This is a genomic window from Limnobacter humi (genome assembly GCF_024518835.1).
GTDB lineage: Bacteria > Pseudomonadota > Gammaproteobacteria > Burkholderiales > Burkholderiaceae_B > Limnobacter > Limnobacter humi.
The window spans coordinates 622,620-646,078 of record NZ_JANIGO010000002.1; the positions used below are offsets into that span (position 1 = coordinate 622,620).

At 55.5% G+C, this 23,459-nt stretch carries 22 protein-coding genes and 1 tRNA gene; 10 read left to right on the forward strand and 13 right to left on the reverse strand.

Annotated elements, in window-relative coordinates:
- Positions 1-69: 69 nt before the first annotated feature.
- Genes NQT62_RS07880 through NQT62_RS07900 form a run of 5 tightly spaced genes read left to right on the forward strand, consistent with a single transcriptional unit; the run spans position 70 to position 4,095 of the window.
- A complete protein-coding gene (locus NQT62_RS07880; protein ID WP_256764117.1) occupies positions 70-1,305 on the forward strand; it encodes a polyhydroxyalkanoate depolymerase in 1,236 nt (411 codons plus the stop codon).
- The gene (locus NQT62_RS07885; protein WP_256764118.1) at positions 1,280-1,954 is read left to right on the forward strand and encodes an RnfABCDGE type electron transport complex subunit B; all 675 of its coding nucleotides are present in this window, start codon (positions 1,280-1,282) and stop codon (positions 1,952-1,954) included. The genes NQT62_RS07880 and NQT62_RS07885 overlap by 26 nt, the downstream gene beginning before the upstream one ends.
- Positions 1,951-2,583 carry an endonuclease III gene (nth, locus tag NQT62_RS07890; RefSeq protein ID WP_256764120.1) on the forward strand — a complete coding sequence of 211 codons (633 nt, stop codon included), beginning with the start codon at positions 1,951-1,953 and terminating at the stop codon, positions 2,581-2,583. Before NQT62_RS07885 ends, nth begins: the two co-directional genes overlap by 4 nt.
- The gene (locus NQT62_RS07895; RefSeq protein ID WP_256764121.1) at positions 2,580-3,671 is read left to right on the forward strand and encodes a hypothetical protein; all 1,092 of its coding nucleotides are present in this window, start codon (positions 2,580-2,582) and stop codon (positions 3,669-3,671) included. The genes nth and NQT62_RS07895 overlap by 4 nt, the downstream gene beginning before the upstream one ends.
- Entirely contained in the window at positions 3,664-4,095 is a 432-nt protein-coding gene (locus NQT62_RS07900) for a DUF1841 family protein (RefSeq protein WP_256764122.1), read from the forward strand. Before NQT62_RS07895 ends, NQT62_RS07900 begins: the two co-directional genes overlap by 8 nt.
- 52 nt (positions 4,096-4,147) lie before the next feature.
- On the opposite strand, the gene NQT62_RS07905 is transcribed toward NQT62_RS07900, so the two are convergent.
- Positions 4,148-4,480, reverse strand: a complete 333-nt coding sequence (locus NQT62_RS07905) for a c-type cytochrome (RefSeq protein ID WP_256764124.1) — start codon at positions 4,478-4,480, stop codon at positions 4,148-4,150.
- Between the two features lie 30 nt (positions 4,481-4,510).
- Positions 4,511-4,840, reverse strand: coding sequence for a c-type cytochrome (locus tag NQT62_RS07910; protein ID WP_256764437.1), 330 nt, complete (start codon positions 4,838-4,840; stop codon positions 4,511-4,513).
- Positions 4,841-5,085: 245 nt separating this feature from the next.
- On the opposite strand from NQT62_RS07910, the gene NQT62_RS07915 reads away from it, so the two are divergent.
- From NQT62_RS07915 to NQT62_RS07930, 4 genes are all read left to right on the forward strand, one after another.
- On the forward strand, positions 5,086-5,928 hold the full coding sequence (locus tag NQT62_RS07915; protein WP_256764125.1) for an AAA family ATPase: 843 nt from the start codon (positions 5,086-5,088) through the stop codon (positions 5,926-5,928).
- A gap of 29 nt (positions 5,929-5,957) precedes the next feature.
- Positions 5,958-7,133, forward strand: coding sequence for a vWA domain-containing protein (locus tag NQT62_RS07920; RefSeq protein WP_256764126.1), 1,176 nt, complete (start codon positions 5,958-5,960; stop codon positions 7,131-7,133).
- 107 nt (positions 7,134-7,240) lie between these two features.
- Positions 7,241-7,864 carry a glycine zipper 2TM domain-containing protein gene (locus NQT62_RS07925; protein WP_256764127.1) on the forward strand — a complete coding sequence of 208 codons (624 nt, stop codon included), beginning with the start codon at positions 7,241-7,243 and terminating at the stop codon, positions 7,862-7,864.
- Positions 7,865-7,983: 119 nt separating this feature from the next.
- Complete coding sequence (locus NQT62_RS07930) at positions 7,984-8,478, forward strand: hypothetical protein (RefSeq protein WP_256764128.1); 495 nt, start codon at positions 7,984-7,986, stop codon at positions 8,476-8,478.
- A 27-nt stretch (positions 8,479-8,505) separates the two neighbouring features.
- Here the strand turns inward: NQT62_RS07930 and htpG are convergent, their stop codons facing one another.
- From htpG to rnr, 4 genes are all read right to left on the reverse strand, one after another.
- Entirely contained in the window at positions 8,506-10,404 is a 1,899-nt protein-coding gene (gene htpG / locus NQT62_RS07935; protein ID WP_256764129.1) for a molecular chaperone HtpG, read from the reverse strand.
- Positions 10,405-10,481: 77 nt separating this feature from the next.
- Positions 10,482-12,803: a DNA topoisomerase IV subunit A gene (parC, locus tag NQT62_RS07940; RefSeq protein ID WP_256764130.1), complete on the reverse strand. Its 2,322-nt coding sequence runs from the start codon at positions 12,801-12,803 to the stop codon at positions 10,482-10,484.
- 92 nt (positions 12,804-12,895) lie between these two features.
- Complete coding sequence (gene rlmB, locus NQT62_RS07945; RefSeq protein ID WP_256764131.1) at positions 12,896-13,630, reverse strand: 23S rRNA (guanosine(2251)-2'-O)-methyltransferase RlmB; 735 nt, start codon at positions 13,628-13,630, stop codon at positions 12,896-12,898.
- A gap of 83 nt (positions 13,631-13,713) precedes the next feature.
- Positions 13,714-16,215, reverse strand: a complete 2,502-nt coding sequence (gene rnr / locus NQT62_RS07950; protein ID WP_256764132.1) for a ribonuclease R — start codon at positions 16,213-16,215, stop codon at positions 13,714-13,716.
- 46 nt (positions 16,216-16,261) lie between these two features.
- On the opposite strand from rnr, the gene NQT62_RS07955 reads away from it, so the two are divergent.
- Positions 16,262-16,348 (forward strand) — tRNA-Leu (locus tag NQT62_RS07955).
- Between the two features lie 66 nt (positions 16,349-16,414).
- Here the strand turns inward: NQT62_RS07955 and NQT62_RS07960 are convergent.
- From NQT62_RS07960 to hfq, 7 genes are all read right to left on the reverse strand, one after another.
- Positions 16,415-16,912, reverse strand: a complete 498-nt coding sequence (locus NQT62_RS07960) for a phosphoribosyltransferase (RefSeq protein WP_256764133.1) — start codon at positions 16,910-16,912, stop codon at positions 16,415-16,417.
- A 104-nt stretch (positions 16,913-17,016) separates the two neighbouring features.
- Positions 17,017-18,318, reverse strand: a complete 1,302-nt coding sequence (locus NQT62_RS07965; protein ID WP_256764134.1) for an adenylosuccinate synthase — start codon at positions 18,316-18,318, stop codon at positions 17,017-17,019.
- Entirely contained in the window at positions 18,315-19,517 is a 1,203-nt protein-coding gene (locus tag NQT62_RS07970) for an ATP phosphoribosyltransferase regulatory subunit (protein WP_256764135.1), read from the reverse strand. Before NQT62_RS07970 ends, NQT62_RS07965 begins: the two co-directional genes overlap by 4 nt.
- Positions 19,518-19,685: 168 nt before the next feature.
- Positions 19,686-20,555, reverse strand: coding sequence for a protease modulator HflC (hflC, locus tag NQT62_RS07975; RefSeq protein WP_256764136.1), 870 nt, complete (start codon positions 20,553-20,555; stop codon positions 19,686-19,688).
- A 2-nt stretch (positions 20,556-20,557) separates the two neighbouring features.
- Positions 20,558-21,853 carry an FtsH protease activity modulator HflK gene (gene hflK / locus NQT62_RS07980; protein ID WP_256764137.1) on the reverse strand — a complete coding sequence of 432 codons (1,296 nt, stop codon included), beginning with the start codon at positions 21,851-21,853 and terminating at the stop codon, positions 20,558-20,560.
- Between the two features lie 36 nt (positions 21,854-21,889).
- Positions 21,890-23,011, reverse strand: coding sequence for a GTPase HflX (hflX, locus tag NQT62_RS07985; protein WP_256764138.1), 1,122 nt, complete (start codon positions 23,009-23,011; stop codon positions 21,890-21,892).
- A gap of 58 nt (positions 23,012-23,069) precedes the next feature.
- Positions 23,070-23,303: an RNA chaperone Hfq gene (gene hfq, locus NQT62_RS07990; protein WP_008248719.1), complete on the reverse strand. Its 234-nt coding sequence runs from the start codon at positions 23,301-23,303 to the stop codon at positions 23,070-23,072.
- Between the last annotated feature and the right edge of the window lie 156 nt (positions 23,304-23,459).

Genomic DNA, 23,459 nt, shown 5'->3' on the forward strand with positions numbered 1-23,459 from the left:
CAGATCGCCGTCAGCTTGACGGTCTACCCTGTCGATTCATTCCAATTCTGGCCAAGTACCGGAGGCTGCATGCTGTATCAATTGCACGAGTTTCAACGCGCGTTGCTCAACCCGATGACCATTTGGGCTGAGGCTGGCGCAAAAATGTACAGCAACCCGTTTAGTCCGTTGGCTCACTCGCCGTTTTCTCGGCGCATTGCAGCAGGCTTTGAATTGATGTATCGCTTGGGCAAGGAATACGAAAAACCCGAGTTTGGCATCAAAACCGTGAAGTGCGAGGGCCGTGAAGTATCCATCGCGCAAGAAATCGTGGTGGCCAAGCCATTTTGCCAACTGATTCATTTCCGGAAGCTGATCCCCAGTGAAACCAAACCGCTGGCGCCGCAACCCAAAGTGCTGGTGGTGGCTCCATTGTCCGGGCACCACGCCACCTTGCTGAGAGACACAGTCCGTACCTTGCTACAGGACCACGATGTTTACATCACCGATTGGGTGGATGCGCGCATGGTACCGCTGTCTGAAGGGGCGTTTCATCTGGATGATTATGTGCACTACTGCATTGAATTCATTCAATTGCTTGGCCCTGATGTTCACCTGATTTCGGTCTGCCAACCCACCGTTCCGGTCATGGCTGCCGTGTCAATCATGGCGAGCAACCAAGACCCGAAGCAGGCACGCACCATGACCATGATGGGTGGCCCCATCGACACCCGGGAAAGCCCCACCTCAGTGAATGACCTGGCGACCAAGAAACCCCATTCCTGGTTTGAAAACAATGTGATTTACTCGGTGCCGCACACCTACCCGGGTTATCTTCGCCGTGTGTATCCTGGTTTTCTGCAACACCTGGGCTTTGTCAGCATGAACCCGGATCGCCATGTGCAAAGCCATTATGACTTCTACATGCACTTGGTAGAAGGCGATGGCGAGAGCGCCGAAAGCCATCGTCAGTTTTATGATGAGTACAATGCCGTGCTGGACATGCCTGCCGAATACTATTTGGACACCATCAAGACAGTCTTCCAGGACCACGCATTGCCCAAAGGACAGTGGACCGTGCGCGACGAACTGGTCAAACCGTCCGACATCAAGACGGTGGCCTTGTTCACCATCGAAGGCGAGTTGGATGACATTTCCGGCCCAGGCCAAACCAAGGCAGCGCATACCCTGTGCACCGGTATCCCAGCTGCCAAGAAGCAGCATTTTGAAGCACCCGAATGCGGACATTATGGTATCTTCAGCGGTCGCCGCTGGCGCGAAATGATCTACCCAAAAATCCGTGAATTCATCGCTTCAAACGCCTGACAAACTGGCTGGGCAGTTGGATGACTGCCTGCCCCAAACCCAATGCACCCAATGTGGTTACACCGGGTGCCTGCCATACGCGCAAGCCATGGCAGCTGGTCAGGCTGACCTGAACCGCTGCCCGCCCGGCGGAGAGCAAACCATGCTCAAGTTGGCGAACCTGCTCAACAAACCGCCAAAACCGATTGACCCGAGTTGTGGCATCACGCTGGAACGGCACGTGGCCGTGATTGAACCAGAGCACTGCATCGGCTGTACACTGTGTATTAAAGCATGCCCGGTTGATGCCATTGTGGGCAGCAGCAAGCGCCGCCATGCCGTGATTGCTGAATTGTGCACAGGCTGTGAATTGTGCATTCCCCCCTGCCCTGTTGACTGCATCGACATGCTACTCATGCCCGCGCACGCGAACTGGACCACCGAGCAGGCTCACGCAGCCCGCGCCAGAATGCACCGGCGATCGGAACGACTGGTGAGACAAAAATCGGAGCAGTCTGCCCGCCTGGAATCCAAGGCGATCCAAAAGCTCGATGGATTGTCTGAAAGCATGGACCCGGATGCTGCCAAGAAGAAAGCGATCATCGAAGCCGCTTTGGCCCGTGCACGCGCTCGCCGGCAACAGGGTAACAGTACCGAATCCAAACCATGAACAAAGCCAAACGCACCGAGATCTTTGGGCGCTTTCGCGCAGCCAACCCCGAACCCAAAACCGAGTTGGAGTATTCCACGCCTTTTGAGCTGCTGGCCGCGGTGTTGCTCAGTGCACAAGCCACTGACAAGGGCGTGAACATTGCCACACGAAAACTCTTCCCTGTGGCCAATACACCAACGGCGATCGCCGCCTTGGGCGTAGAGGGGGTTGAGCACTACATCAAGACGATCGGATTGTTCAGATCGAAAGCCAAACACCTGGTGCAAACCGCCGAAATTCTGCGAGACCGTTATAACGGTGAAGTGCCGGAGGATCGGGAAGCCTTGGAAAGCCTGCCAGGGGTTGGACGCAAAACGGCCAATGTGGTCTTGAACACAGCGTTTGGGCACCCGACCATGGCTGTGGACACCCACATCTTTCGGGTGTCGAACCGCACTGGCATTGCCCCCGGGAAAAATGTTCTTGAGGTTGAACAACGTTTGCTGAAATTCATCCCTGAGGAATTCATGCTCAATGCCCACCACTGGTTGATTCTCCACGGTCGCTATGTGTGCAAAGCCCGCAGCCCGGAGTGCGGCCGTTGTAGTATCGTGGACCTTTGTGAATACAAGAAGAAAACCCAATGAGCCACGCGATCTGTGTCCGCCGCTGTGAGACCGCCACACTGGACGACGTTGTGTCTGCACTGGACGATGCACTGACCCAGGCCAGTTTGCGGCGCCACAGTGACTACGTCAGCCGGGTATGGGTACTGTGTACACCACATTTTTCCTCCATGATGGCCGATGTTGCGCAAGCAGCGGTGACGAAGACACAATGCATGAATGTGTGGGGCGGATGTGTCTCCGGGCTAGTTGTCGATGGTGAGGTGACAGGTCATGAACCGGCCATCGCAGTGGCGGTTTTTGGCCATGCTTTTGAGACAGCAGGCCATGAAGGCCAACCGTTTGACAGCATTCGCCTGCAACTGTCGGAGCATGACCCATCGGCCCACACTGTGGATGTGGCACAGCTGAATGAACCTGGTACGGTGGTGCACAATGCCGATTGCTTGGGCATGCTGTCCTACGGTGCGAATTACGCCAAGATGCCACGCCTGCACCACGGTCGACTGGCGGGCGATCATCTTGCTGACACCGTGTTGAGAGTCTCCAACCCCCTGGTGCTGAATTCAGAAGGTTTAGAATTCCTGACCGATCCGCAGGTGGTCGAGGAGTCTAATGGTTTGTTTCTGATTCAGATCAATGGCTTACCTGCCGCACACGCCCTGAGGTGCCCCGCAGAACAAACCAAACCTGTCGGGCTGCGCTTGCAGGTGTTTCATGCCCATGGGGAAAGTTGGGTGCCTGTGATGGAAATTCATGCGGACGGAACTCTAGGACTGGCGGCACCGGTCGTCAAGGGTCAGCGTGTACGCCTGGCCCGTCGAACTGCGCAAGCCATTGAACGAGAAATTCCCGACTGGAAAACTGCCGCAGCCAAACGGTTTAACAACCAGCCACCCGCCATCGGCGTGCTCTTTGCCGGATTTGAAAGAAGCGCACTGTGCCATGAAACCGATCAGGACATTGCCGCGGTGTTGGCTGCCTTTCCGGATACCCAGTGGTTTGGTGCACTGGGACAGGCTGCCTGGCTCAATGATGGCGCAACGCTGTTAACCCCACCCAGAAACAACCGCCTGAGTATTTGCCTGTTTAACGCTGACCATGTTTAATCCAACTCGAGACCAAGCCCGCCTGTTTTTTCTGAACACCTGGAAAAAATACCACCAGGAACAACCGATTTCCGAAGCGGAAAGTTTGGCCTTGCAGTGGATGAGCCGCCATCCAGAATACTTCCCCACATTTGACGCCGACCTGGAAGAAGTGTTGGCCCGGGATTACTCGGTGGAAGGTGGAGAAGGAAACCCGTTTCTGCATTTGTCGATGCACCTGGCGGTGGCTGAGCAGGTGAGCATTGATCAACCCCCCGGCATACGCAGTGCGTTTGCAAAACTGTGCGAAAAAATGGGTGATGAACACCAGGCTGCACACCAAGTGTTTGAGTGCCTGGCCGAACAAATCTATCAACAGCAGCGAAATGGCGTGCCCTTCAGCAGTGAGCGGTACATCAACTGCATTATTGACCACTGCATGTAGGCATAAAAAAGCCACCCGAAGGTGGCTTTTTTGTTACGGAACCACATACAGCTTACTTTCGCAGGTACAAATCACCATTGAGCGATGCGAAGTAGGCGGTCAAGTTGTCGATGTCGTCTCTGCTCAAGGCAGCAGCCATTCCGGCCATGATGGCATTTTTACGGCCACCACTCTGGTACTCCTTCAGCGCATGCGCCAGGTAATCCTTGTGTTGGCCAGCCAGCTTGGGGTACGACGGATCAACAGGCTTGTTCCAATCGTTGTTTGCGGCATGGCATGCCGCACATTGCGCCTCGGCCTTGGCTTTGCCAGCGGCAATGTCAGCGGCCTGAACAGATGCGGAGGCCAGCAACAAGGCGGCCGCCAATGCGAATGTCTGCTTCATGGTGCGAAAATCCTTGTGATGTCCGAGTGATTATTTGGCTTGGGAATAATAGGCTGCCAAATCGGCAATGTCCTGGTCGGTTAGGGTTTCAGCAATGCCGCGCATGGTGGGGTGGCTGCGATCGCCCTTCTTGTAACCCTGCAAGGCCGCCTCAATGTATTTGGCGTTTTGGCCGCCAATATAGGGCACGCTGTACACCGTCGGGAAACTGGCTTTGTAGCCCGGAATGCCATGGCAACCAATGCACATGGAGTTTTTGGACTCAGCTGCTTTGGCATTGCCTTCCACTGCCTGGGCGGGCGCAGCAAAACAAACAGCCAACAGGCCACCCGCGGCCAGGGCACGTGCTGCAGAACTCATCAAACCGATACGTTTCATCACACTCTCTCGTCACTGTCGTTGTTATTCGATGGAGGCCAGCACCGGTTTGACTCATTGGCACTGGACAAACTCTGGCATTTTACGATCGAACGGGGTGACCGTCTATGCGCCAAACGCGAAACCCCTGTTTTGGATGGATTATTCGACAAATTCCTGTGCAATTTGAACCACATTCCCACGTACACTTAGAGAAACTCCCTGACGTATTACAAGGAATTGCAAAAATGCGATTTGAAGGTAGCAAAACCTACGTAGCCACCGATGATTTGAAATTGGCGGTGAATGCCGCCATCACCCTGCAGCGCCCGCTGCTGATCAAGGGTGAGCCCGGTACCGGCAAAACCATGTTGGCCGAAGAGGTGGCGGCGGGCTTGGGCCTTGAACTGCTGCAGTGGCACATCAAATCCACCACCAAGGCGCAGCAAGGCCTGTATGAGTACGATGCGGTAAGCCGCCTGCGCGATTCACAGCTGGGTGATGAACGGGTGAAGGACATCAAAAACTACATCGTGAAAGGTGTGCTGTGGCAAGCTTTCGAGGCCGACAAGCCGGTGGTGCTGCTGATCGATGAAATTGACAAAGCCGACATCGAGTTTCCCAACGACCTGCTGCGGGAAATCGACCGGATGGAGTTTTACTGTTACGAAACCCGAGAATTGATCAAAGCCAAACACCGCCCCATTGTCATCATCACGTCCAACAATGAAAAGGAACTGCCCGATGCGTTCCTGCGGCGCTGTTTCTTCCATTACATCCAGTTTCCAGACAAAACCACCATGGAAAGCATTGTGGATGTGCACTTCAAGAACCTGAAAAAGGAACTGCTGGATGCGGCACTGTCCAGCTTTTTTGGCATTCGTGCCCTGCCCGGCTTGAAGAAAAAACCCACCACCTCCGAATTGATTGATTGGCTGCGCCTGTTGCTGGCCGAAGACATTCCAGCCAGCGCGCTGCAAGCCAAAGACGGCAAAGACGCCATTCCGCCCCTTCATGGTGCCTTGCTGAAAAACGAGCAGGATATTGAGCTTTTCGAGCGCTTGGTCTTCATGGCGCGCCAGGGTCGATAACCGGCGAATGTCGCGAGGAATGTTCAACCGTGTTGCTTGATTTTTTCTTTCAGCTTCGTGATGCAAAAATTCCGGTGACGGTGAGGGAGTACCTCACCTTGCTGGAAGGCATGAAAGCCCAGTTCATGGCCCCGAGTCTCGACAACTTTTATCATTTGTCACGACTGACGCTGGTCAAGGACGAACGTTTTTTTGATCGCTTCGACCAGGTCTTTGGCAACTATTTCAAGGGCATGGAAAAGAACATGGATTTGTTCGCCCAATTGCCCAAAGACTGGCTGGAAAAACGCTTCAACCGTGAATTCACACCTGAGGAAATGGCGGCCATTGAGGCCATGGGTGGGCTGGATAAATTGATGGAACGCCTGAAAGAGTTGCTCAAGGAACAAAAAGAGCGGCACGAGGGCGGCAACAAATGGATCGGTTCGGGCGGCACTTCACCGTTCGGCAACAACGGCTACAACCCGGAAGGTATCCGGATTGGTCAGGAAGAAAGCCGAAACCGCAAAGCCGTGAAAGTGTGGGACCAGCGCCTGTATCAGGATTATGACGACAATCTTGAGATTGGTACGCGCAACATCAAAATGGCCTTGCGCAGGCTTCGCCGCTTTGCACGGGAAGGTGCAGAGGAAGAATTGGACCTGGACAACACCATCGAATCCACCGCCCGCAATGCCGGTTGGCTCGACCTCAAAATGCGGCCTGAGCGCCACAATTCAGTCAAGGTACTGCTGTTGATGGATGTGGGTGGTTCCATGGATGACCACATTCGCCGGACCGAAGAATTGTTCTCTGCCGCCAAAAGTGAATTCAAGCACCTGGAGTTTTATTACTTTCACAATTGTGTGTACGACTTTCTCTGGAAGAAAAACCACCGCCGACACAGTGAACGCACCAAGAGCTGGGATATTTTACGAACCTACAACAGCGATTACCGCCTAATATTTGTTGGGGATGCAACGATGAGCCCCTACGAGATCCTGCAGCCCGGGGGCTCGGTGGAGTACAACAACAAAGAGGCAGGTGCAGTGTGGCTGCGGCGTTTTCTGGACCGCTTCCCGAAGGCTGTGTGGCTAAACCCCGAACCGGAAGGTTTGTGGCAATACCGGCACAGCATTGAAATCATTCAGAATATTCTGGAACACCAAATGTACCCGCTGACGGTGAAGGGCTTGGAGCAGGCCATGCGCAGCCTCAGCAAGTAAACGCAGAGCATTTGTTCTAATCCAGTAGCCAATCTGTCAACCTGTACACCAAGACGGGGGGTCCCGCGTTATTGGCCTCACACACACACTTCCGCGTGGAGATTAAAATGGAAGTCAAACGCACACACCCCCTGATGATTACTGCCGCCGCCGCGGTCATTCTGACTTGTGGCATTGCCATCGCTTCCATGACTGGACTATTGCCCAGCAGCAAGGCTGAAAACCCCTTGCCGGAGGATGTGGCGGCCGTTGACAACAACACAACCGCAAAAACAGCGGAGGCCGACAAAGCCAGCAGCAAGCCAGCCACATCGCATAAAACGGGCACAACCCACCGGAGCACATCGTCAGCCGCCAGCAATGAATCCAGCCCAACGCCAGCACAGGTGGCTGCTGTTTGTCGTGATTGTGGTCGCGTGTCTGACGTGCGTGCCATCAAGGTTGAAGGTGAAGGAACTGGCCTTGGTGCAATTGCCGGCGGCGTGGCCGGCGCTCTGCTGGGCAAGCAATTTGGTAACGGCCGCGGCCAAACAGCCATGACAGTGGCTGGCGCTGCTGGTGGTGCTTATGTGGGCAACAAAATTGAAAAAGACCGTCGCTCATCCACCGTGTATGACGTGGTCGTGACCTTCGATGATGGCACCACACGCACCTTCCGAGAAAACAACAGCAGCTGGCAAGTGGGCGACCGGGTGAAGGTGGTCAACGGGCAAATTGCTTCAGCCTCCTGATTCAACATCGCTCTAACAAAGCCACCCATGCGGTGGCTTTTTTATTGGCCGTGCCAATCGGGGGAACTGATCTGTGTGGAAATGCAACCTAGGGGTTGAACCTCAACTGGACTGATTCCATGAGCATTGGCCTGAATTCACACGCACTGATCAAAACCCTGGCTGGCTGGGTGAATCAGCAGCGCAATCCCTATGAACCCGATGCCAATACCGACATCGCGGCGGGTGGGGGCAAGCGTTTGTATGGAGACAAGGTGGCGGTGCCCTCTACGCACCACGGAGCATGGGCGGAATTTCAATGGACGCGCTCCGACACGCTTGAATTAACCTGCATTCATCAGTTGCTGACGCTGTCTGATCTTCCTGATCGCTTCCATTTGCGCGAAGAGATTCGCCAATTCAATCGGTTGATGGAAAAAACCAGACTGCCCGTTGTTTTGTGGGCCAACACCAGCAATGATCAGCTGGAATTGCGCTGGCAGGAGCAACTGACAGAACCGTTCCAACTGAGCTGCATTGAGCGTGTATTTTCACACAGTGTCATGATGGCCAATGCCCTGAGCACGCGTTACGCCGGCGTGCTTCCACGCCCAGCTGGACAAACCCTGCAATAAAAAACCCCGCACGAAGCGGGGTTTTGATCAGGCTTTCACCGTCAGCAGCAACATGTTGAGTCGCCGCACAAAGCCGGCTGGGTCTTCCAGTGTGCCACCTTCGGCCAGCACCGCCTGGTCCAGCAATACATTCACCCATTCATCAAAGTGATCTTTCTCGATCTTGAGGCGCTGGATGAAGGGGTGCTCCGGGTTCAATTCCAAAATCGGCTTGCTGTCGGGGGCTTTCTGGCCAGCCTGTTTCAGCATGCGCTTCAAATGCTCGCTCATGCCCATTTCATCGGCCACAATGCAGGCCGGGCTGTCGGTCAGGCGCAAGGTCACACGGGCTTCCTTGATGCGGTCCTTCAGCAATTCCTCAACGCGTTTGATCACGTCCTTGAACTCGCCTTCCACCTTCTCCTTGGTTTCCTTGTCCTTCTCGTCCTCCAACGCACCCAAGTCCAAGCCACCCTTGGCGCAGCTCTGCAAATCTTTCCCGTCAAAGGCCTGCAGGTAAGACAGCATCCACTCGTCCACACGGTCCGACAGCAACAACACCTCAACACCCTTCTTCTTGAACACTTCCAGATGCGGGCTGTAGCGCGCGGCGGTGTAGGTGTCGGCAGTCACGTAATAAATCTTGTCCTGCCCTTCTTTCATGCGGCCAACATAATCGGCCAGCGACACGGTTTGCGCATCACTGTCATTGTGGGTTGACGCAAAACGCAACAGCTTGGCAATGCGGTCCTTGTTGGCGGGGTCATCGCCCATGCCCTCTTTCAACACCTGACCAAACTCAGTCCAGAACGTGGCATATTTTTCAGGCTGATTGCTGGCCAAATCTTCCAGCAAGCCCAGCACCTTCTTCACAGAACCCTCGCGAATGGCCTTTACATCGCGGCTTTCTTGCAGAATCTCGCGAGACACATTCAGTGGCAGGTCGGCAGAATCAATCACGCCTTTCACAAACCGCAGGTACGGTGGCATCAATTGCTCGGCATCGTCCATGATGAACACGCGCTTCACATACAGCTTGATGCCTTTCTGCTGATTGCGGTCCCACAAGTCGTAAGGGGCCTTGGCTGGCACATACAGCAGTGAGGTGTACTCGGAACGACCACCCTCCACCCGGTTGTGGGTGTAGGCCAACGGGTCAGCAAAGTCAAAGCTGATGGACTTGTAAAACTCGTTGTACTGCTCTTCCGAAATGTCGCTCTTGGAACGGGCCCACAGGGCATTGGCCTTGTTCACCGCTTCCCATTCACCCGTGGGCTTCATCTGGCTCTCTTTTTCGTCCCACTCCTCTTTGACCATTTGGATGGGCAGGGAAATGTGGTCGGAATATTTGGTCAGAATGGATCGCAATTTCCAGGACGACAGCAATTCGTCTTCATCGGCCTTCAGGTGTAGGGTAATTTGTGTACCGCGCCCCGCTTTCTCAATGTTTTCAACCGAAAATTCACCATCGCCTTTGGATTCCCATTCAATGCCCTCGGCGGCAGGCAAACCCGCTTTGCGAGAACGCACGGTGACCTTGTCAGCCACAATGAACGCGGAGTAAAAACCCACACCAAACTGGCCGATGAGTGCTGCATCCTTTTGCTGGTCACCACTCAGTTTGCTGAAAAACTCTTTGGTACCCGACTTGGCAATGGTGCCCAGGTGGTCGATGGCGTCTTGGCGGCTCAAGCCGATGCCATTGTCTTCAATCGTGATGGTGCGGGCGTCTTTGTCGAAGCTCACGCGAATCTTCAACTCGCTGTCGTCTTCAAACAGTCCCGCATTGTTGATGGCTTCAAAGCGCAATTTGTCGCAGGCATCCGAGGCGTTGGACACCAGTTCGCGCAGGAAAATTTCTTTGTTGGAATAGAGAGAGTGAATCATCAGATGCAGAAGCTGCTTCACTTCTGTCTGAAAACCCATGGTTTCTTTCATCGCACCCATCGCGTTCTCCTGAAATTGGCGGTTTTCCTTGGAATACCGCAGGAGGTGGGGATGGGTGCGAATTTTTCAAGAGGGTGTCAGACCACCTTGGTCAGGTTTTCCGCCTTGAACTTGATGTCCAGTTCGCGACCTTTTCGCCCGCGCTTGCCCAACCGCTCATTTAGCAATAAAGGCTTCAGGATTTCCTCCCGTTCCTTGCCACCCCGCCCGGTACCACGCACCAGCAAACTGTCATCAGGCCCGAAGGCCACGCAAGCCAACAAGGTATCGCCATCGTCCAGGGGCAGCAGTTGCACACCCCGGCCACCACCGGCGAGTTGCTTTATCTCCTCCAGCATGAACACGTGGAATCGGCCCGACTCGGCCAGTACTGCCACGCGATCGTCGGTTGCGCTGAGCAAAACCGGCGGCAGCAGACGTTCACCCGCATTGAGGCTAATAAACTGCTTGCCGGCCTTGACCCGGCTATCGAGGTTGGCAGCCTTGCACACAAAACCATAAGCACCGGTTCCCGCCAGCATCACAGCCTGCTCGGCAGGCGCTGCAAAGGCATGCACCAAGGTACCGCCATTGAGCTCCACCACACTGGGGGCTGGAATGCCGTCACCGCGACCACCGGGCCATGTGGCCACCGGCACGGAAAACACCTTTCCACTGGCTGCACCGCCGCCGAACCAATAACTGTTGTCGGTGGTTTTGCATTCAAATGCACCGTACAGCGCATCCCCGGTTTTAAAACTGAACTGCGCGGCATCATGCCCATGGCCTTGCCGGTTCCGTATCCAAAACTTTTGCGACACAATCACGGTGGTGGGTTCTTCGGGCACCTTGAGGTCGATGCTGGCCTTGGCCGCTTCCTCAATCAGGGTGCGGCGGTCATCGCCGTAAGTGTCTGCATCTTTGCGAATTTCCTGGATGATGCGGCTCTTCAATTTGCCTTCATCGGCCAACAACCCTTCCAGGTCGGCTTTTTCCTCGGCCAGCTTCTCCAGTTCTTGCTCGATCTTGATTTTTTCAAGACGTGCCAACTGGCGCAGCCGAATTTCCAGAATGTCTTCGGCTTGGCGCTCACTCAACTTGAACGCTTCAATCAGCGCGGGTTTGGGTTCGTCGCTTTCACGAATGACCTTGATCACTTCATCAATATTCAGCCAGGCAATGAGTCGGCCTTCCAGCACGTGGATGCGGTCATTCACCTGAGCCAGGCGGTGCTGGCTGCGGCGTGTTACACACGCTTTGCGAAATTCAATCCAGTCCAGCAGCATGGCGACCAAACCCCGCTGGCCGGGTCGCCCTGCATTGTCGATGCTCACCAGGTTAATCGACACGTTGGTTTCAAGGCTGGTGTGGGTCAGCAGCAAATTGGCAAACTCATCGACCGACACATTGCGGCTTTTGGGCTCAAACACCAGCCGGACTGCGTGCTCCTTGCCCGACTCGTCCCGAACCGCGTCCAGCACGGACAAGACTTGCGCCTTCAGGTTTTGCTGCTCGGTGCTCAGGCTCTTTTTGCCGGTTTTCACCTTGGGGTTGGTGAGTTCTTCAATTTCTTCCAGCACCTTGGCGGAGCTGGTGTTGGGCGGCAATTGGTTGACCACCAGTTGCCACTGGCCACGGGCCATCTCTTCAATGGTCCAACGTGCACGCACCTTGATGGAACCCCGGCCACCCTCATAAATTTCCCGCATCACGGCCGGGCTGGAAATGATTTGCGCACCACCGGGGAAATCCGGCGCTGGCAACAGGTCCATCAAGGTGTCCAGGCTGGCATTGGGGTGCTTGATCAAGTGCACTGTGGCCTGTGCAACTTCGCGCAGGTTGTGCGGCGGAATGTCGGTGGCCATGCCCACCGCAATGCCAGAGGCACCATTGAGCAATACAAACGGTAAACGGGCCGGCAGCAGTTTAGGCTCTTGAAAGCTGCCGTCGTAGTTGGGCACAAAGTCCACCGTACCCATGTCCACTTCGTCGAGCAGCAACTTGGCAATCGGGGTTAGACGGGCCTCGGTGTATCGCATGGCCGCAGCACCATCGCCATCGCGACTGCCGAAATTGCCCTGCCCGTCAATCAATGGGTATCGCAGCGTGAAGTTTTGCGCCATGCGGACCAGTGCCTCATAGGCAGCCTGGTCGCCATGCGGGTGGTATTTACCCAGCACATCACCCACCACACGGGCCGACTTCACGGGCTTGGCGTTGCCGCCCAAGCCCATTTCATTCATGGCATACAAAATGCGACGTTGGACAGGCTTCTGTCCATCCGCGCATTCGGGCAAGGCACGGCCTTTCACCACCGACACCGCGTAATCCAGATAGGCCCGCTCGGCATACAGGCCCAGTGTGATGGTGTCTGCATCTTCCCCGCCGGGCGGGGTGGCATCCAAGGTCATTTGTTCCATACGGTGTACATCAGTCAATATTGGTTGAGGTGTATTCCGTCAGCGCTGCTGACTGATCGGGCAAAATCATCGGGCAAAATCATCGGGCAAAATCATCGGGCAAACTGTCGCTGCCGAAGGGTTTCAAACAGGCACACCGAGCTGGCCACCGACACGTTCAGGCTTTCCACACTGCCCACCATCGGGATCTGGATCAACTGATCGCATTTGTCTCGGGTCAGTCGGCGAAGGCCATCACCCTCTGCACCCATCACCCAGGCCACAGGGCCCTTCAGGTCCACATCGTACAGTGTGCCATCGGCCTCGCCCGCCGCACCAATGCACCACACGCCGGCGTCCTGAATCTCTTCCAGCGTTCGCGCCAAGTTGGTCACCATGATGACTGGCAGCGTTTCAGCCGCGCCGCAAGCCACCTTCGACACCACAGGGGTAATGCCCACGCTTTTGTCTTTGGGTATCACCACCGCCTGCACCCCGGCTGCATCAGCACTGCGCAGGCAGGCACCGAGGTTGTGTGGGTCGGTAACCCCATCGAGCACCAACAGCAGGGTGTTTTTGCCGTTTCGCTCAATAATCTCGAACAGGTCATTGCTCTTGGTGATTTCTTTGGCAAACGCCACCACGCCTTGGTGCTGGCGGTGCCCTGCAGCTTTTTCCAAGCGTTCAGCATCCACACCGGTGGCCTTTACCCCATTGGCTTTCACTTTATCGATCAACTGCTGCATGCGCTTGTCTTTGCGGGACTGCTCGTACAGCACCTCATCCACACTGGACGGCGCTGTCTTCAGGCGCGCAAGCACTGCATGAAAACCATACAAAATGGCCACGGGATACTCCGGAATCAGGATTGAATTGGGAATGCCGGTTTACAGCAGGTGCGCACGCCCATGCGAGCGTGCACACCGTCTGCTTATTTTTTTCGGCCTGACCGCATTTTAGACCCGGAAGCCGGCTTGGCTTGGGCTGTGCGCTTGGCTTTCTGGATTTCTTCCTTGCGTTTTTTTTCGGCAGCAGTCCGACTGCGGCTTTCCGTGGCGGCCCGCTTTTTGTTACTGCCACGGGATGCACCACCGGATTTGTCGACCTCGGGTGGCAAAACCGGGGCTTTTCGCCCCCCCTCCTCGACCGCCGTTGCCAGGGCCTCGGTGTTGTTGCGACGCCCACCTTTCTGGGTTTTACCAGACGGTTTGGTTGTCGGCTCTTTGAACAGGGATTCAAACTTCACGCCCTGGACCAGCCGGAACTCAATTCGACGTGCGTCCAGATCCACCCGGGATACCTGGACGTGGATGGGGTCGGTCAACCGGTAGCGAATGCCACTTCGCTCGCCGCGCAATTCGTGCAGGCTGTCGTTGTACTGGAAGTACTCATTGCCCAGTTCACTCACGTGCACCAAACCTTCCACATACAGGGCATTCAGCGTAATAAACAAACCGAACGAGGTCACGCCGGTGACATTGCCCAGGAAGGTGTCACCAACACGCTCTTTCATGAAGAAACATTTCAACCACGACATCACATCGCGCGAGGCTTCATCCGCACGGCGCTCGGTCGATGAGAACCAAGTGCCGCACTGATCCCAGCGGGCCATTTCCTCGGCCTTGTCCACTTTGCGTTTCGGGTTGAAATCCTCAAACTCGCGCTCGTCCAGCGGCATGGGCACATAGCGTTTGCCGGCCAGCAACGCCTTGATGGCACGGTGCACCATCAGATCCGGATAACGGCGAATGGGCGAGGTGAAGTGCGCATAGGCATCGTAAGCCAAGCCAAAGTGCCCACTGTTGTGCGGGGTGTAAATAGCCTGCTGCATGCTGCGCAAAATCATGCTTTGTAAAAGCTCCTGGTCCGGGCGACCAATCACCTTTTTCATCAGCGTGGCGTAGTCCATGCTGCTGGGGTCATCGCCGCCATCCAGCGTGAGGCTCACCGATCGCAGAAATGAACGCAGGTTTTGCAACTTCTCCACTGTGGGCCCTTCATGCACCCGGTACAAGGCTGGGTGCTTGCTGCGCTCCAGAAAATCCGCTGCACACACGTTGGCAGCCAACATGCATTCTTCAATCAGCTTGTGTGCATCATTTCGGCGCTTGGGCACAATTTTGTCGATCTTGCCCTCGGCATCCAGCATCACCTGGGTTTCCACGGTTTCGATTTCCATGGCCCCGCGTTTTTGCCGGCTTTCAAACAGCACCTTGTACAGTGTGTAGAGGTTGTCGATGTCGCCCAATAAACCGTTCAATGATTTTGCCGTCAGGCTTTGCGGGTCGCTCAAGGCATCCCACACCTGCGTGTAGGTTAGGCGAGCAGCCGAGTGAATCACCCCGTTATAAAACTGATAGGCCTTCAGTGCACCCTTGGGGCCAATGATCATGTCGCAGACCAGCACCAGGCGGTCCACCTGGGGATTGAGCGAACACAAGCCGTTGGACAATTTCTCGGGCAGCATGGGGATGACCCGACGCGGAAAATACACCGAGGTGCCGCGCTTCACGGCTTCGTTGTCGATGGGCGTGCCAGGTTCCACATAATGGCTTACGTCGGCAATGGCCACCAACAAACGCCAACCGCCCTTCACACTGTCCGACGGGGTGCAATACACCGCATCGTCAAAGTCGCGTGCATCTTCACCGTCAATGGTCACAAACGGCACATCGCGCAAATCAACACGGCCTTTCAAATCCTTGTGTTCAACCACATCGGGCAGGCTCTCAGCCTGGTTGATGGTGAGGTGGTCAAACTCATAAGGCACATCAAACTTGCGCACGGCAATTTCGATTTCCATGCCGGGGTCATCCAGGTCGCCCAGCACTTCGACCACACGGCCGATGGGCTGAGAGTGGCGCGTGGGTTGCTCAACAATTTCCACGGTCACCACTTGGCCAGGAATGGCCTGCCCCACATCCTTGGTGCTGACCAGAATGTCGTGCTTGATGCGCTGGTCCTCGGGCACCACAATCAAAATGCCGCGTTCGGACACCAACCGACCGACCAGCTTGTTGGTGCGTCGCTCGGTGACTTCCACAATGGTGCCCTCGGGCTTGCCGCGGTGGTCAGTCCCCGTAATTCGCACCAACACGCGGTCGCCATGCAACACTTTTTGCATCTCTCGCGGGCTAAGAAAAATATCAGGGCCGCGGTCATCCCGGTTCAGGAAACCGAAGCCATCGCGATGGCCAAGAACTTTGCCAGCCACGAAATCCAGCTTGGTTGACAACAATAGAAGGCCTTTTCTATTGGGCATCAGTTGACCATCACGCTCCATGGCGGTCAGGCGTTTTTCAATCACAGGTATCTGATTCTCTGTGAGTTTCAGGTGTTCATACACCTGTTCACGCGTCAAGGGATTGGGGCTTTGCCGCAACACGGCGAGGATGTCTTCACGACTTGGGATTTTTATTTCGTATTTATGCATTGACAAAAGTTTTTAATTCATTAAAATTCACCGCTCATCACCTGTTGCCCAGGTGGCGGAATTGGTAGACGCGCTAGGTTCAGGTCCTAGTGGTGGTAACACTGTGGAGGTTCGAGTCCTCTCCTGGGCACCAAGCAACAACAGCAATGTTGTTCATCAACTGCGTGCAGTGTACAGCACAAAATCACCTCCCCCCGAATCATTTTGAATCCCGGCTCTGGAAATCACGCACTTCGAACGGCTGAACAATCCATGCATCGTCGGTCATCCAGTGCGCTGCAAAGTCGGGCTTGAACACTGAGTGGGGCTTCACCCAAACCACTGCTGTTTTTAACGCATGGATTGCCGGGTAATGGGCTTGCACGTGGTGTACCAGTGCCTCCAGGGTGTGGCCCGAATCCGCCAAATCATCCACCAACAGCACGCGCCCAGCCAAATGCCCCACACAGGCCACAGAAGCCGATACCTGCAACACCCCCTGCACCGTCCCCTCGCCGGCCTCACCAGCACCGTAAGAGGACGCAGCAATGACCGCCATGGGGCACCGCAGTGCACGTGACAAGCCATCGGCCAGAAACAGCCCACCACGCGACACACCCAATACCCAATCGGGTTTGAACCCATCGTCTTGAACCTTCGCAATCACCTGGTCAATCAGTTGATGGTATTGCGCGTAATCAACGTACAGCTTGCTCATCAAATTCGATCATTGAAATAAAAAATGCACGCGGATTGAACAATCACACGTGCACCTTCAGCGGACTGTTCGCGCCCAGCCAATCGGCTTGGGCGCACCATCCATTAAACCTTAAAGGGGTGGCGAAGAACAATGGTTTCATCGCGGTCCGGACCGGTCGAGATCATGTCCACCGGCACACCGCACACCTCTTGCATGCGCTTGAGATAAGCTTTCGCCTCTGCTGGCAAGTCCTCGTAGGTTTTTACGCCAAACGTGGTTCCAGTCCAACCCTTGAACTCTTCGAAAATCGGCTTGCAGCCTTCCACTTTGTCGCTACCAAAGGGAAGAATGTCTGTGCGTGTGCCATCAGCCAACTCGTAACCCACGCCCAGCTTGATGGTTTCCAAGCCATCCAATACATCCAGCTTGGTAATGCACAAACCGCTCACACCATTCAATTGAATAGTCCGGCGCAGTGCTGCCGCATCGAACCAGCCGCAACGGCGGGGGCGACCCGTCACCGACCCAAATTCATTGCCCTTTTTGGCCAGGTACATGCCGGTGTCGCAGAACAACTCCGTCGGAAATGGACCTGAGCCAACGCGGGTGGCATACGCTTTGGTAATGCCCAGCACGTACTGCAGGCGCTGCGGACCCACACCGGCGCCGGGGGAAGCTGCACCTGCAACACAGTTGGAACTGGTTACATACGGGAATGTACCGTGGTCAATGTCCAACAACGCGCCTTGCGCACCTTCAAACAGCAGGTTCTGGCCTTCGTCATTTGCCTTCTGCAACAGGCTGGGCACATCGGCTACCATGTTTTTGATGCGGGGTGCCAAAGCCATGGCTTTGTCAAACACGGCTTGCGCACTCACAGGCTCTGCGCCAAGGTACTGCGTGAGTACAAAGTTGTGGTAGTCCAGCACCTCAACCAGTTTGGTCATGAATTTTTCAGGATTAAACAAATCCTGAACACGCAACGCACGGCGAGCCACCTTGTCTTCATAGGCGGGGCCGATGCCACGGCCTGTGGTGCCGATTTTGCTCTCGCCACGTTTGGCTTCACGGGCTTTGTCCAGCGCCACATGGTGGTCCAAAATCAAGGGACAGGCTTCGCTGATTTTCAAACGGTTTTCCACCGCAATGCCACCGGCCTGCAGCTCATCAATTTCCGAGAGCAACGCTTCGGGCGACAACACCACACCATTGCCAATGTACACCTGAACATCTGGGCGAAGGATGCCAGAGGGAATGAGACGCAGCACGGTTTTCTTGCCACCAATCACCAGTGTATGACCTGCATTGTGGCCGCCTTGGAAGCGCACCACACCTTGGGCATGGTCAGTCATCCAGTCGACGACTTTGCCCTTGCCCTCGTCACCCCATTGGGTACCGATCACCACCACATTGCGAAAACTCATTGCACTTTCTCCTGACTTGCACCCATGGGTGCGACTGTCCACGTCTGGTTGACCCGCACCAACTGCCGGTCACACACAAATTCTTCTTCCTCGGGTGCAGCGCCAGGTAGTGACTGCAACACCACCTCGCCCTGGCTGCGCAACTGGCGAATGACCGCCATCAGCGCAGTGTCATACATCCACGGCGCCCGAATGGCCTTTTTGGGTTGCACCTGTGCGCGCTGCAGGGCCACCAGTTCCCGCAAATCGACAGAGAAACCTGTTGCTGGCCGGGCTCGCCCAAACACCGCACCGACGTCGTCGTAACGCCCACCGCGCAACACCGCATTGGGACAAGCTTCCACGTAGGCAGAAAACAGCAGCCCACTGTGGTAATCGAAGTTGGCCAGGTCCGCCAAATCTGCCAACACGGTGGGCATGGCGCTCACGGTCTCGGACAAACGGTCGACCAACACCAACATGTCGTCCAGAATACGTTGCACACCAGGCTTGGCTGGCAGTATCGACTTGGCGCGCTTGAGCACACAATGGGCGCCGCCCACCGCACCATAGAGGTTCAACAGGGCCAGCACCGCCCCTTGAGCAACTGACGATGCGTTTGACAACAAGGCTTTCAGGCCAGGTTGGTCTTTTTGGGCCAAGGCGTGGTGCACCTGCCGCACGGTGGTCTCGCACAGGTCCTCGCCTTCCAGCACCGCGGCCAGGAGGCCAGCATGAGACAGCGCCAGCCGATAGTTCTTCAGGCCTGACAAGTTCAGCGTGTCCACCGCCAGGTTCAACATTTCCAGATCGGCCTCAACACCACCGCAGCCGTACAGCTCGGCACCACACTGAAGCGGCTCGCGGGTGGTGTGCAAACCCAGGGCTTGGGTGTGCAACACAGGCCCGCAGTAGCACAGGCGGGTCACGCCCTTTCGGTTCAAGATATGCGCGTCAATGCGGGCAACCTGTGGCGTGGTGTCTGCACGCAGGCCGAGCATTCGGCCACTGGCCTGGTCCAGCAACTTGAAGGTTTGCAGGTCCAGCGAGGCATCGGCTTTGGCCAGTAGCGAAGTGGTGTACTCCAGCATGGGCGGCATGACCAACTCGTATCCGTACACCCGGAAACGGTCCAGCAACATTCTCCGCAACTCTTCGATGCGACGGGCCTCGGATGGCAATACATCAGCAACAGACTCGGGCAATAGCCAGGCAGACATGGTAATTCCAACGCTTGCGCGTGTTTGTAGTTTCAATGAAGCCAAACGGCAAAAAGGGGCCCCTTCCGCCAATCATGGCGGTGAGCCCTCACTTGCCGAGGGAGGTCTGCTCTTGATGCGGCTTGAGCGGTCGGCGGGCTGGCTGGTCAACCCAAGCCCGCCCTTCCTTCACTTGCCCTGCGACTGCATGAAGCGGAAGAAATCCGACTTGGGATCGACAACCATCACGTCCTGCTTTGAGGCGAGCGACTTCTTGTACGCCTCCAAACTGCGATAGAAAGAGAAGAACTCCGGGTTTCGACCAAAAGAAGCATTATAAATGGAAGCGGCCTTTGCATCACCCTCCCCTTTGATAGTTTGTGCTTCTCTATAGGCTTCGGCGAGAATCACCTCCCGCTGACGGTCTGCATCGGCGCGGATTTGCTCGGCCTCCGCACCGCCGGTGGCTCGCAAATCGTTGGCCACGCGCTTGCGCTCTGCTTCCATGCGGCGGAATACCGACTCACTGACCTCTGGCAGCAAATCCACCCGTTTCAGCCGCACATCCACAATTTCAACGCCAATTTCTTTGGCTTCATCCTTCACCTTCTCAACCACGGAGCTCATCACCTGGGTGCGTTCGCCGGAAATCATTTGCGCCACGGTGCGCTTGGTGATTTCTTCGTTCAGGGCCGATTTCACCACCTGGGTCATGCGGCTGGCTGCCAAACGGGAGTCCCCACTCAAACGCACAAAATACAGGCGTGGGTCGACAATCCGCCACTTAATGTAGGAATCCACCAAGAGGTTTTTCTTTTCCGACGTGATAAAGCGCTCAGCCTCGGGCGTGTCGATGGTCTGAATGCGCTTGTCAAAGAACGCCACATTCTGGAACGGTGCGGGCAATTTGAAATACAAGCCTGGCTCGGAACGCACCTGATCAACCTGACCCAGTGCAAACACAATGGCATATTGGCGCTGATCCACAACATACAAACACGTGTTGGCGAAAAAAAGACCGACCAATGCCGCGGCGATAACAACAAAAATTCTGGGCATGATTAACGAACTCCTCGATCACGGTTGCGCAAGGCATCGCGCATGGCATCCACGTCCTGGGCTGCCCGTGTACTTTCAGCCGATTCACCCTTGGACGGGGCGCTGGAGGCATTGGCGCCATAATTGCCCGTGTTGGCCAGCGGCGCAGATGGCGTTGTTTTTTCCATCAGCTTGTCCAGCGGCAAGTACAACAATTGGCTATTGCTCTTGGTGTCCACGATGACTTTGGTCACGCTGGAGTAAATTTCCTGCATGGTGTCGATGTACATGCGGTCACGGGTGACCTTGGGAGCCTTTTCATACTCGCCCAACACAGCCTTGAACCGGGCAGCATCACCCTCAGCCTGAGCCACCACACGCTCACGATAACCCTGCGCCTCTTCCTTCAGGCGCGCAGCCGCACCTTTGGCCCTGGGAATGACGTCGTTTGCATAGGCCTGACCATCATTCTTCAAGCGCTCACGGTCCTGACCTGCCTTCACCGCGTCGTCAAATGCAGCCTGAACCTGCTCGGGTGGCTGCACGTTTTGAACCGTTACACTGGTCACCAGGATACCGGTTTGGTATCGGTCCAAAATGGTTTGAATGACTTTGGTGGCCGCCAGCGCAATCTGTTCACGCCCCTCGTACAACACAAAGTCCATCTTGTTGCCGCCCACCACTTCGCGAATGGCTGTTTCAGCCGCCATTTTCACGGAGTCGTCAGGGTCGACGTTGTTGAACAAATAAGCACCAGGGTCTTTCAAGCGATATTGAACAGCGAACTGGATATCAATGATGTTTTCGTCTTCCGTCAACATCAGGGATTCGCGCAGAACCTTGCTTTTGACATCATTGCGATAGCCCACCTCGATGATCCGCACCTGGGAGCTGTTCACAATTTGGTGAGACTGGATGGGATACGGCATACGCCACCGGAAGCCCGGCGGCTCAGTGTGACTGTATTTGCCAAACTGCAACACAACGCCTTCGCTGCCTTCTTGCACAATGTGGAAACCACTGGCCAACCAAACCAATACGCCGGCCACAATGCCGAGCACAATCCCTTTACCAGGGTTGGGCATGTTGGGTGCAGAACCATTGCCACCCCCAAATGGCCCCTGAGGGCCGCCGCCTTTCTTACCGAACAGGCGGTTCAGGCGATTGTTAAAGTCGCGCCACAACTCATCAAGGTCGGGTGGACCATCTTGACGGCCACCTGGTCGCCGGTTGTCCTGATCATTCTGGTTATTGGGTTGCTGACCGTCTCGGCCACCGCCCTGGGAATGTCGCCCCCAATCCGGATCATTCATTGACATGCTGGTTCCTACTGCTCAAAAGTCGTTGTTATTTGATCAGGCCCATTGCGGTTTGTCGGCCTCAACACCCAAATCCCGGGTTTGAGCGTAAAACCCGGTGGCCAGTTCCGTCAAAACTGCTCTCAATTCAGCCAAGCCAAGCCCATAGCGGGCACTGACCGCAACCGACAAAATCTTACCATCCTCGCCCCGCTCTACTTCCACAGCTCGCTCGCAGGCATCGATTTTGTTCCAGACAATCATTTGCGGCACCTCGGCTGCATCAATTTCGGCCAACACCTTGTTCACTTCAGCGATTTGAGAATGGCGCACCGGCGAACTCACATCCACCACATGCAACAACAAGTCCGCATGCACAGTGCTTTCCAAAGTGGCTTTGAAGGCTTCCACCAGGGAGTGCGACAAATCACGAATAAAACCCACAGTATCGGACAACGCCATGTCAACGCGGGGCGCCAAATAAACCCGGCGGGTTGTGGTGTCCAGCGTCGCGAACAACTGGTCTGCAGCATAGGCCTTGTCGCTGGCGATGGCATTGAACAGGGTGCTTTTGCCAGCGTTGGTATAACCAACAATCGCAACGGTGAACTGTCCACGGCGCTCGCGCTGTCGGCGCTGTGTTTGGCGCTGCTTCTGCAATTTCTCCAGGCGGGCTTTGAGTTGCTTGACCTTGACACCAATCAGGCGACGATCAGTTTCCAACTGGGTTTCACCAGGTCCACGCATGCCAATACCGCCCTGCTGGCCGGTGAGATCGGCGCGGCTGCGCACGAGGCGGCTGGCGAGGTACTGCAGCTGCGCCAATTCGACCTGCAACTTGCCTTCATGGCTTTTGGCGCGAATGGCAAAGATGTCGAGGATGAGGCCGGTGCGGTCAATCACCCGCAGGTCCAGCGCGTTTTCAAGATTACGCTGCTGTGCAGGGCTCAGACCATGGTTGAAAATGACCAGCTCAATATCGTTGGCTTGGCAGTAGTCCCGAATTTCCTGGGTCTTGCCCGACCCAATGAACAGTGCGGAGTCGGGTGAACGGCGCTTGGACGTGAAAACGCCCACCACTTCAGCCCCTGCCGAGGAGGCCAACAGTGCGAGCTCATCAATACTTTCGCGAAATTCATCCTGGCCCAGATCGAGGGCCACCAGTGCGCTGCGGGTCATTCAATGCCTTGAAAAAAGTTGGGCGAAGCGCAGCAGCACCGGGTCCAGTGAAAGGTGCTTATTCTTTAACCTCGGGGGTGAATGTCACCGAGCGGCCAGGCACCACTGTGGAAATGGCATGCTTGTACACCATTTGCGTCACCGTGTTGCGCAACAGCACAACATACTGATCAAAGGACTCAATTTGCCCCTGCAGCTTGATGCCGTTGACCAAGTAGATGGACACGGGCACGTGCTCTTTGCGCAGCAAGTTGAGGAAGGGGTCTTGTAACAGTTGCCCTTTATTACTCATAACAGCTCCAGACTGTGTTGTGATTATTAAATGTCAGAGCTTTTGGCTCGTCACGCTCAGTTTACAGAAAGCGAGAACGGGTGCCAAATTCAAGCCCGTCTTTTGCTGATAGTGACACCTGTTTTGGGTATTTGGTTCCATATTCGGACCCAAAAC

Excerpts from the sequence above, each read along its gene's own strand:
- NQT62_RS07880 (WP_256764117.1), top strand. The coding sequence starts at position 70 with ATGCTGTATCAATTGCACGAGTTTCAACGCGCGTTGCTCAACCCGATG.
- nth (WP_256764120.1), top strand. The coding sequence starts at position 1,951 with ATGAACAAAGCCAAACGCACCGAGATCTTTGGGCGCTTTCGCGCAGCC.
- NQT62_RS07895 (WP_256764121.1), top strand. The coding sequence starts at position 2,580 with ATGAGCCACGCGATCTGTGTCCGCCGCTGTGAGACCGCCACACTGGAC.
- NQT62_RS07900 (WP_256764122.1), top strand. The coding sequence starts at position 3,664 with ATGTTTAATCCAACTCGAGACCAAGCCCGCCTGTTTTTTCTGAACACC.
- NQT62_RS07905 (WP_256764124.1), bottom strand. The coding sequence starts at position 4,480 with ATGAAGCAGACATTCGCATTGGCGGCCGCCTTGTTGCTGGCCTCCGCA.
- NQT62_RS07910 (WP_256764437.1), bottom strand. The coding sequence starts at position 4,840 with ATGAGTTCTGCAGCACGTGCCCTGGCCGCGGGTGGCCTGTTGGCTGTT.
- NQT62_RS07915 (WP_256764125.1), top strand. The coding sequence starts at position 5,086 with ATGCGATTTGAAGGTAGCAAAACCTACGTAGCCACCGATGATTTGAAA.
- NQT62_RS07925 (WP_256764127.1), top strand. The coding sequence starts at position 7,241 with ATGGAAGTCAAACGCACACACCCCCTGATGATTACTGCCGCCGCCGCG.
- NQT62_RS07930 (WP_256764128.1), top strand. The coding sequence starts at position 7,984 with ATGAGCATTGGCCTGAATTCACACGCACTGATCAAAACCCTGGCTGGC.
- htpG (WP_256764129.1), bottom strand. The coding sequence starts at position 10,404 with ATGGGTGCGATGAAAGAAACCATGGGTTTTCAGACAGAAGTGAAGCAG.
- parC (WP_256764130.1), bottom strand. The coding sequence starts at position 12,803 with ATGGAACAAATGACCTTGGATGCCACCCCGCCCGGCGGGGAAGATGCA.
- rnr (WP_256764132.1), bottom strand. The coding sequence starts at position 16,215 with ATGCATAAATACGAAATAAAAATCCCAAGTCGTGAAGACATCCTCGCC.
- NQT62_RS07960 (WP_256764133.1), bottom strand. The coding sequence starts at position 16,912 with ATGAGCAAGCTGTACGTTGATTACGCGCAATACCATCAACTGATTGAC.
- NQT62_RS07965 (WP_256764134.1), bottom strand. The coding sequence starts at position 18,318 with ATGAGTTTTCGCAATGTGGTGGTGATCGGTACCCAATGGGGTGACGAG.
- NQT62_RS07970 (WP_256764135.1), bottom strand. The coding sequence starts at position 19,517 with ATGTCTGCCTGGCTATTGCCCGAGTCTGTTGCTGATGTATTGCCATCC.
- hflC (WP_256764136.1), bottom strand. The coding sequence starts at position 20,555 with ATGCCCAGAATTTTTGTTGTTATCGCCGCGGCATTGGTCGGTCTTTTT.
- hflK (WP_256764137.1), bottom strand. The coding sequence starts at position 21,853 with ATGTCAATGAATGATCCGGATTGGGGGCGACATTCCCAGGGCGGTGGC.
- hflX (WP_256764138.1), bottom strand. The coding sequence starts at position 23,011 with ATGACCCGCAGCGCACTGGTGGCCCTCGATCTGGGCCAGGATGAATTT.
- hfq (WP_008248719.1), bottom strand. The coding sequence starts at position 23,303 with ATGAGTAATAAAGGGCAACTGTTACAAGACCCCTTCCTCAACTTGCTG.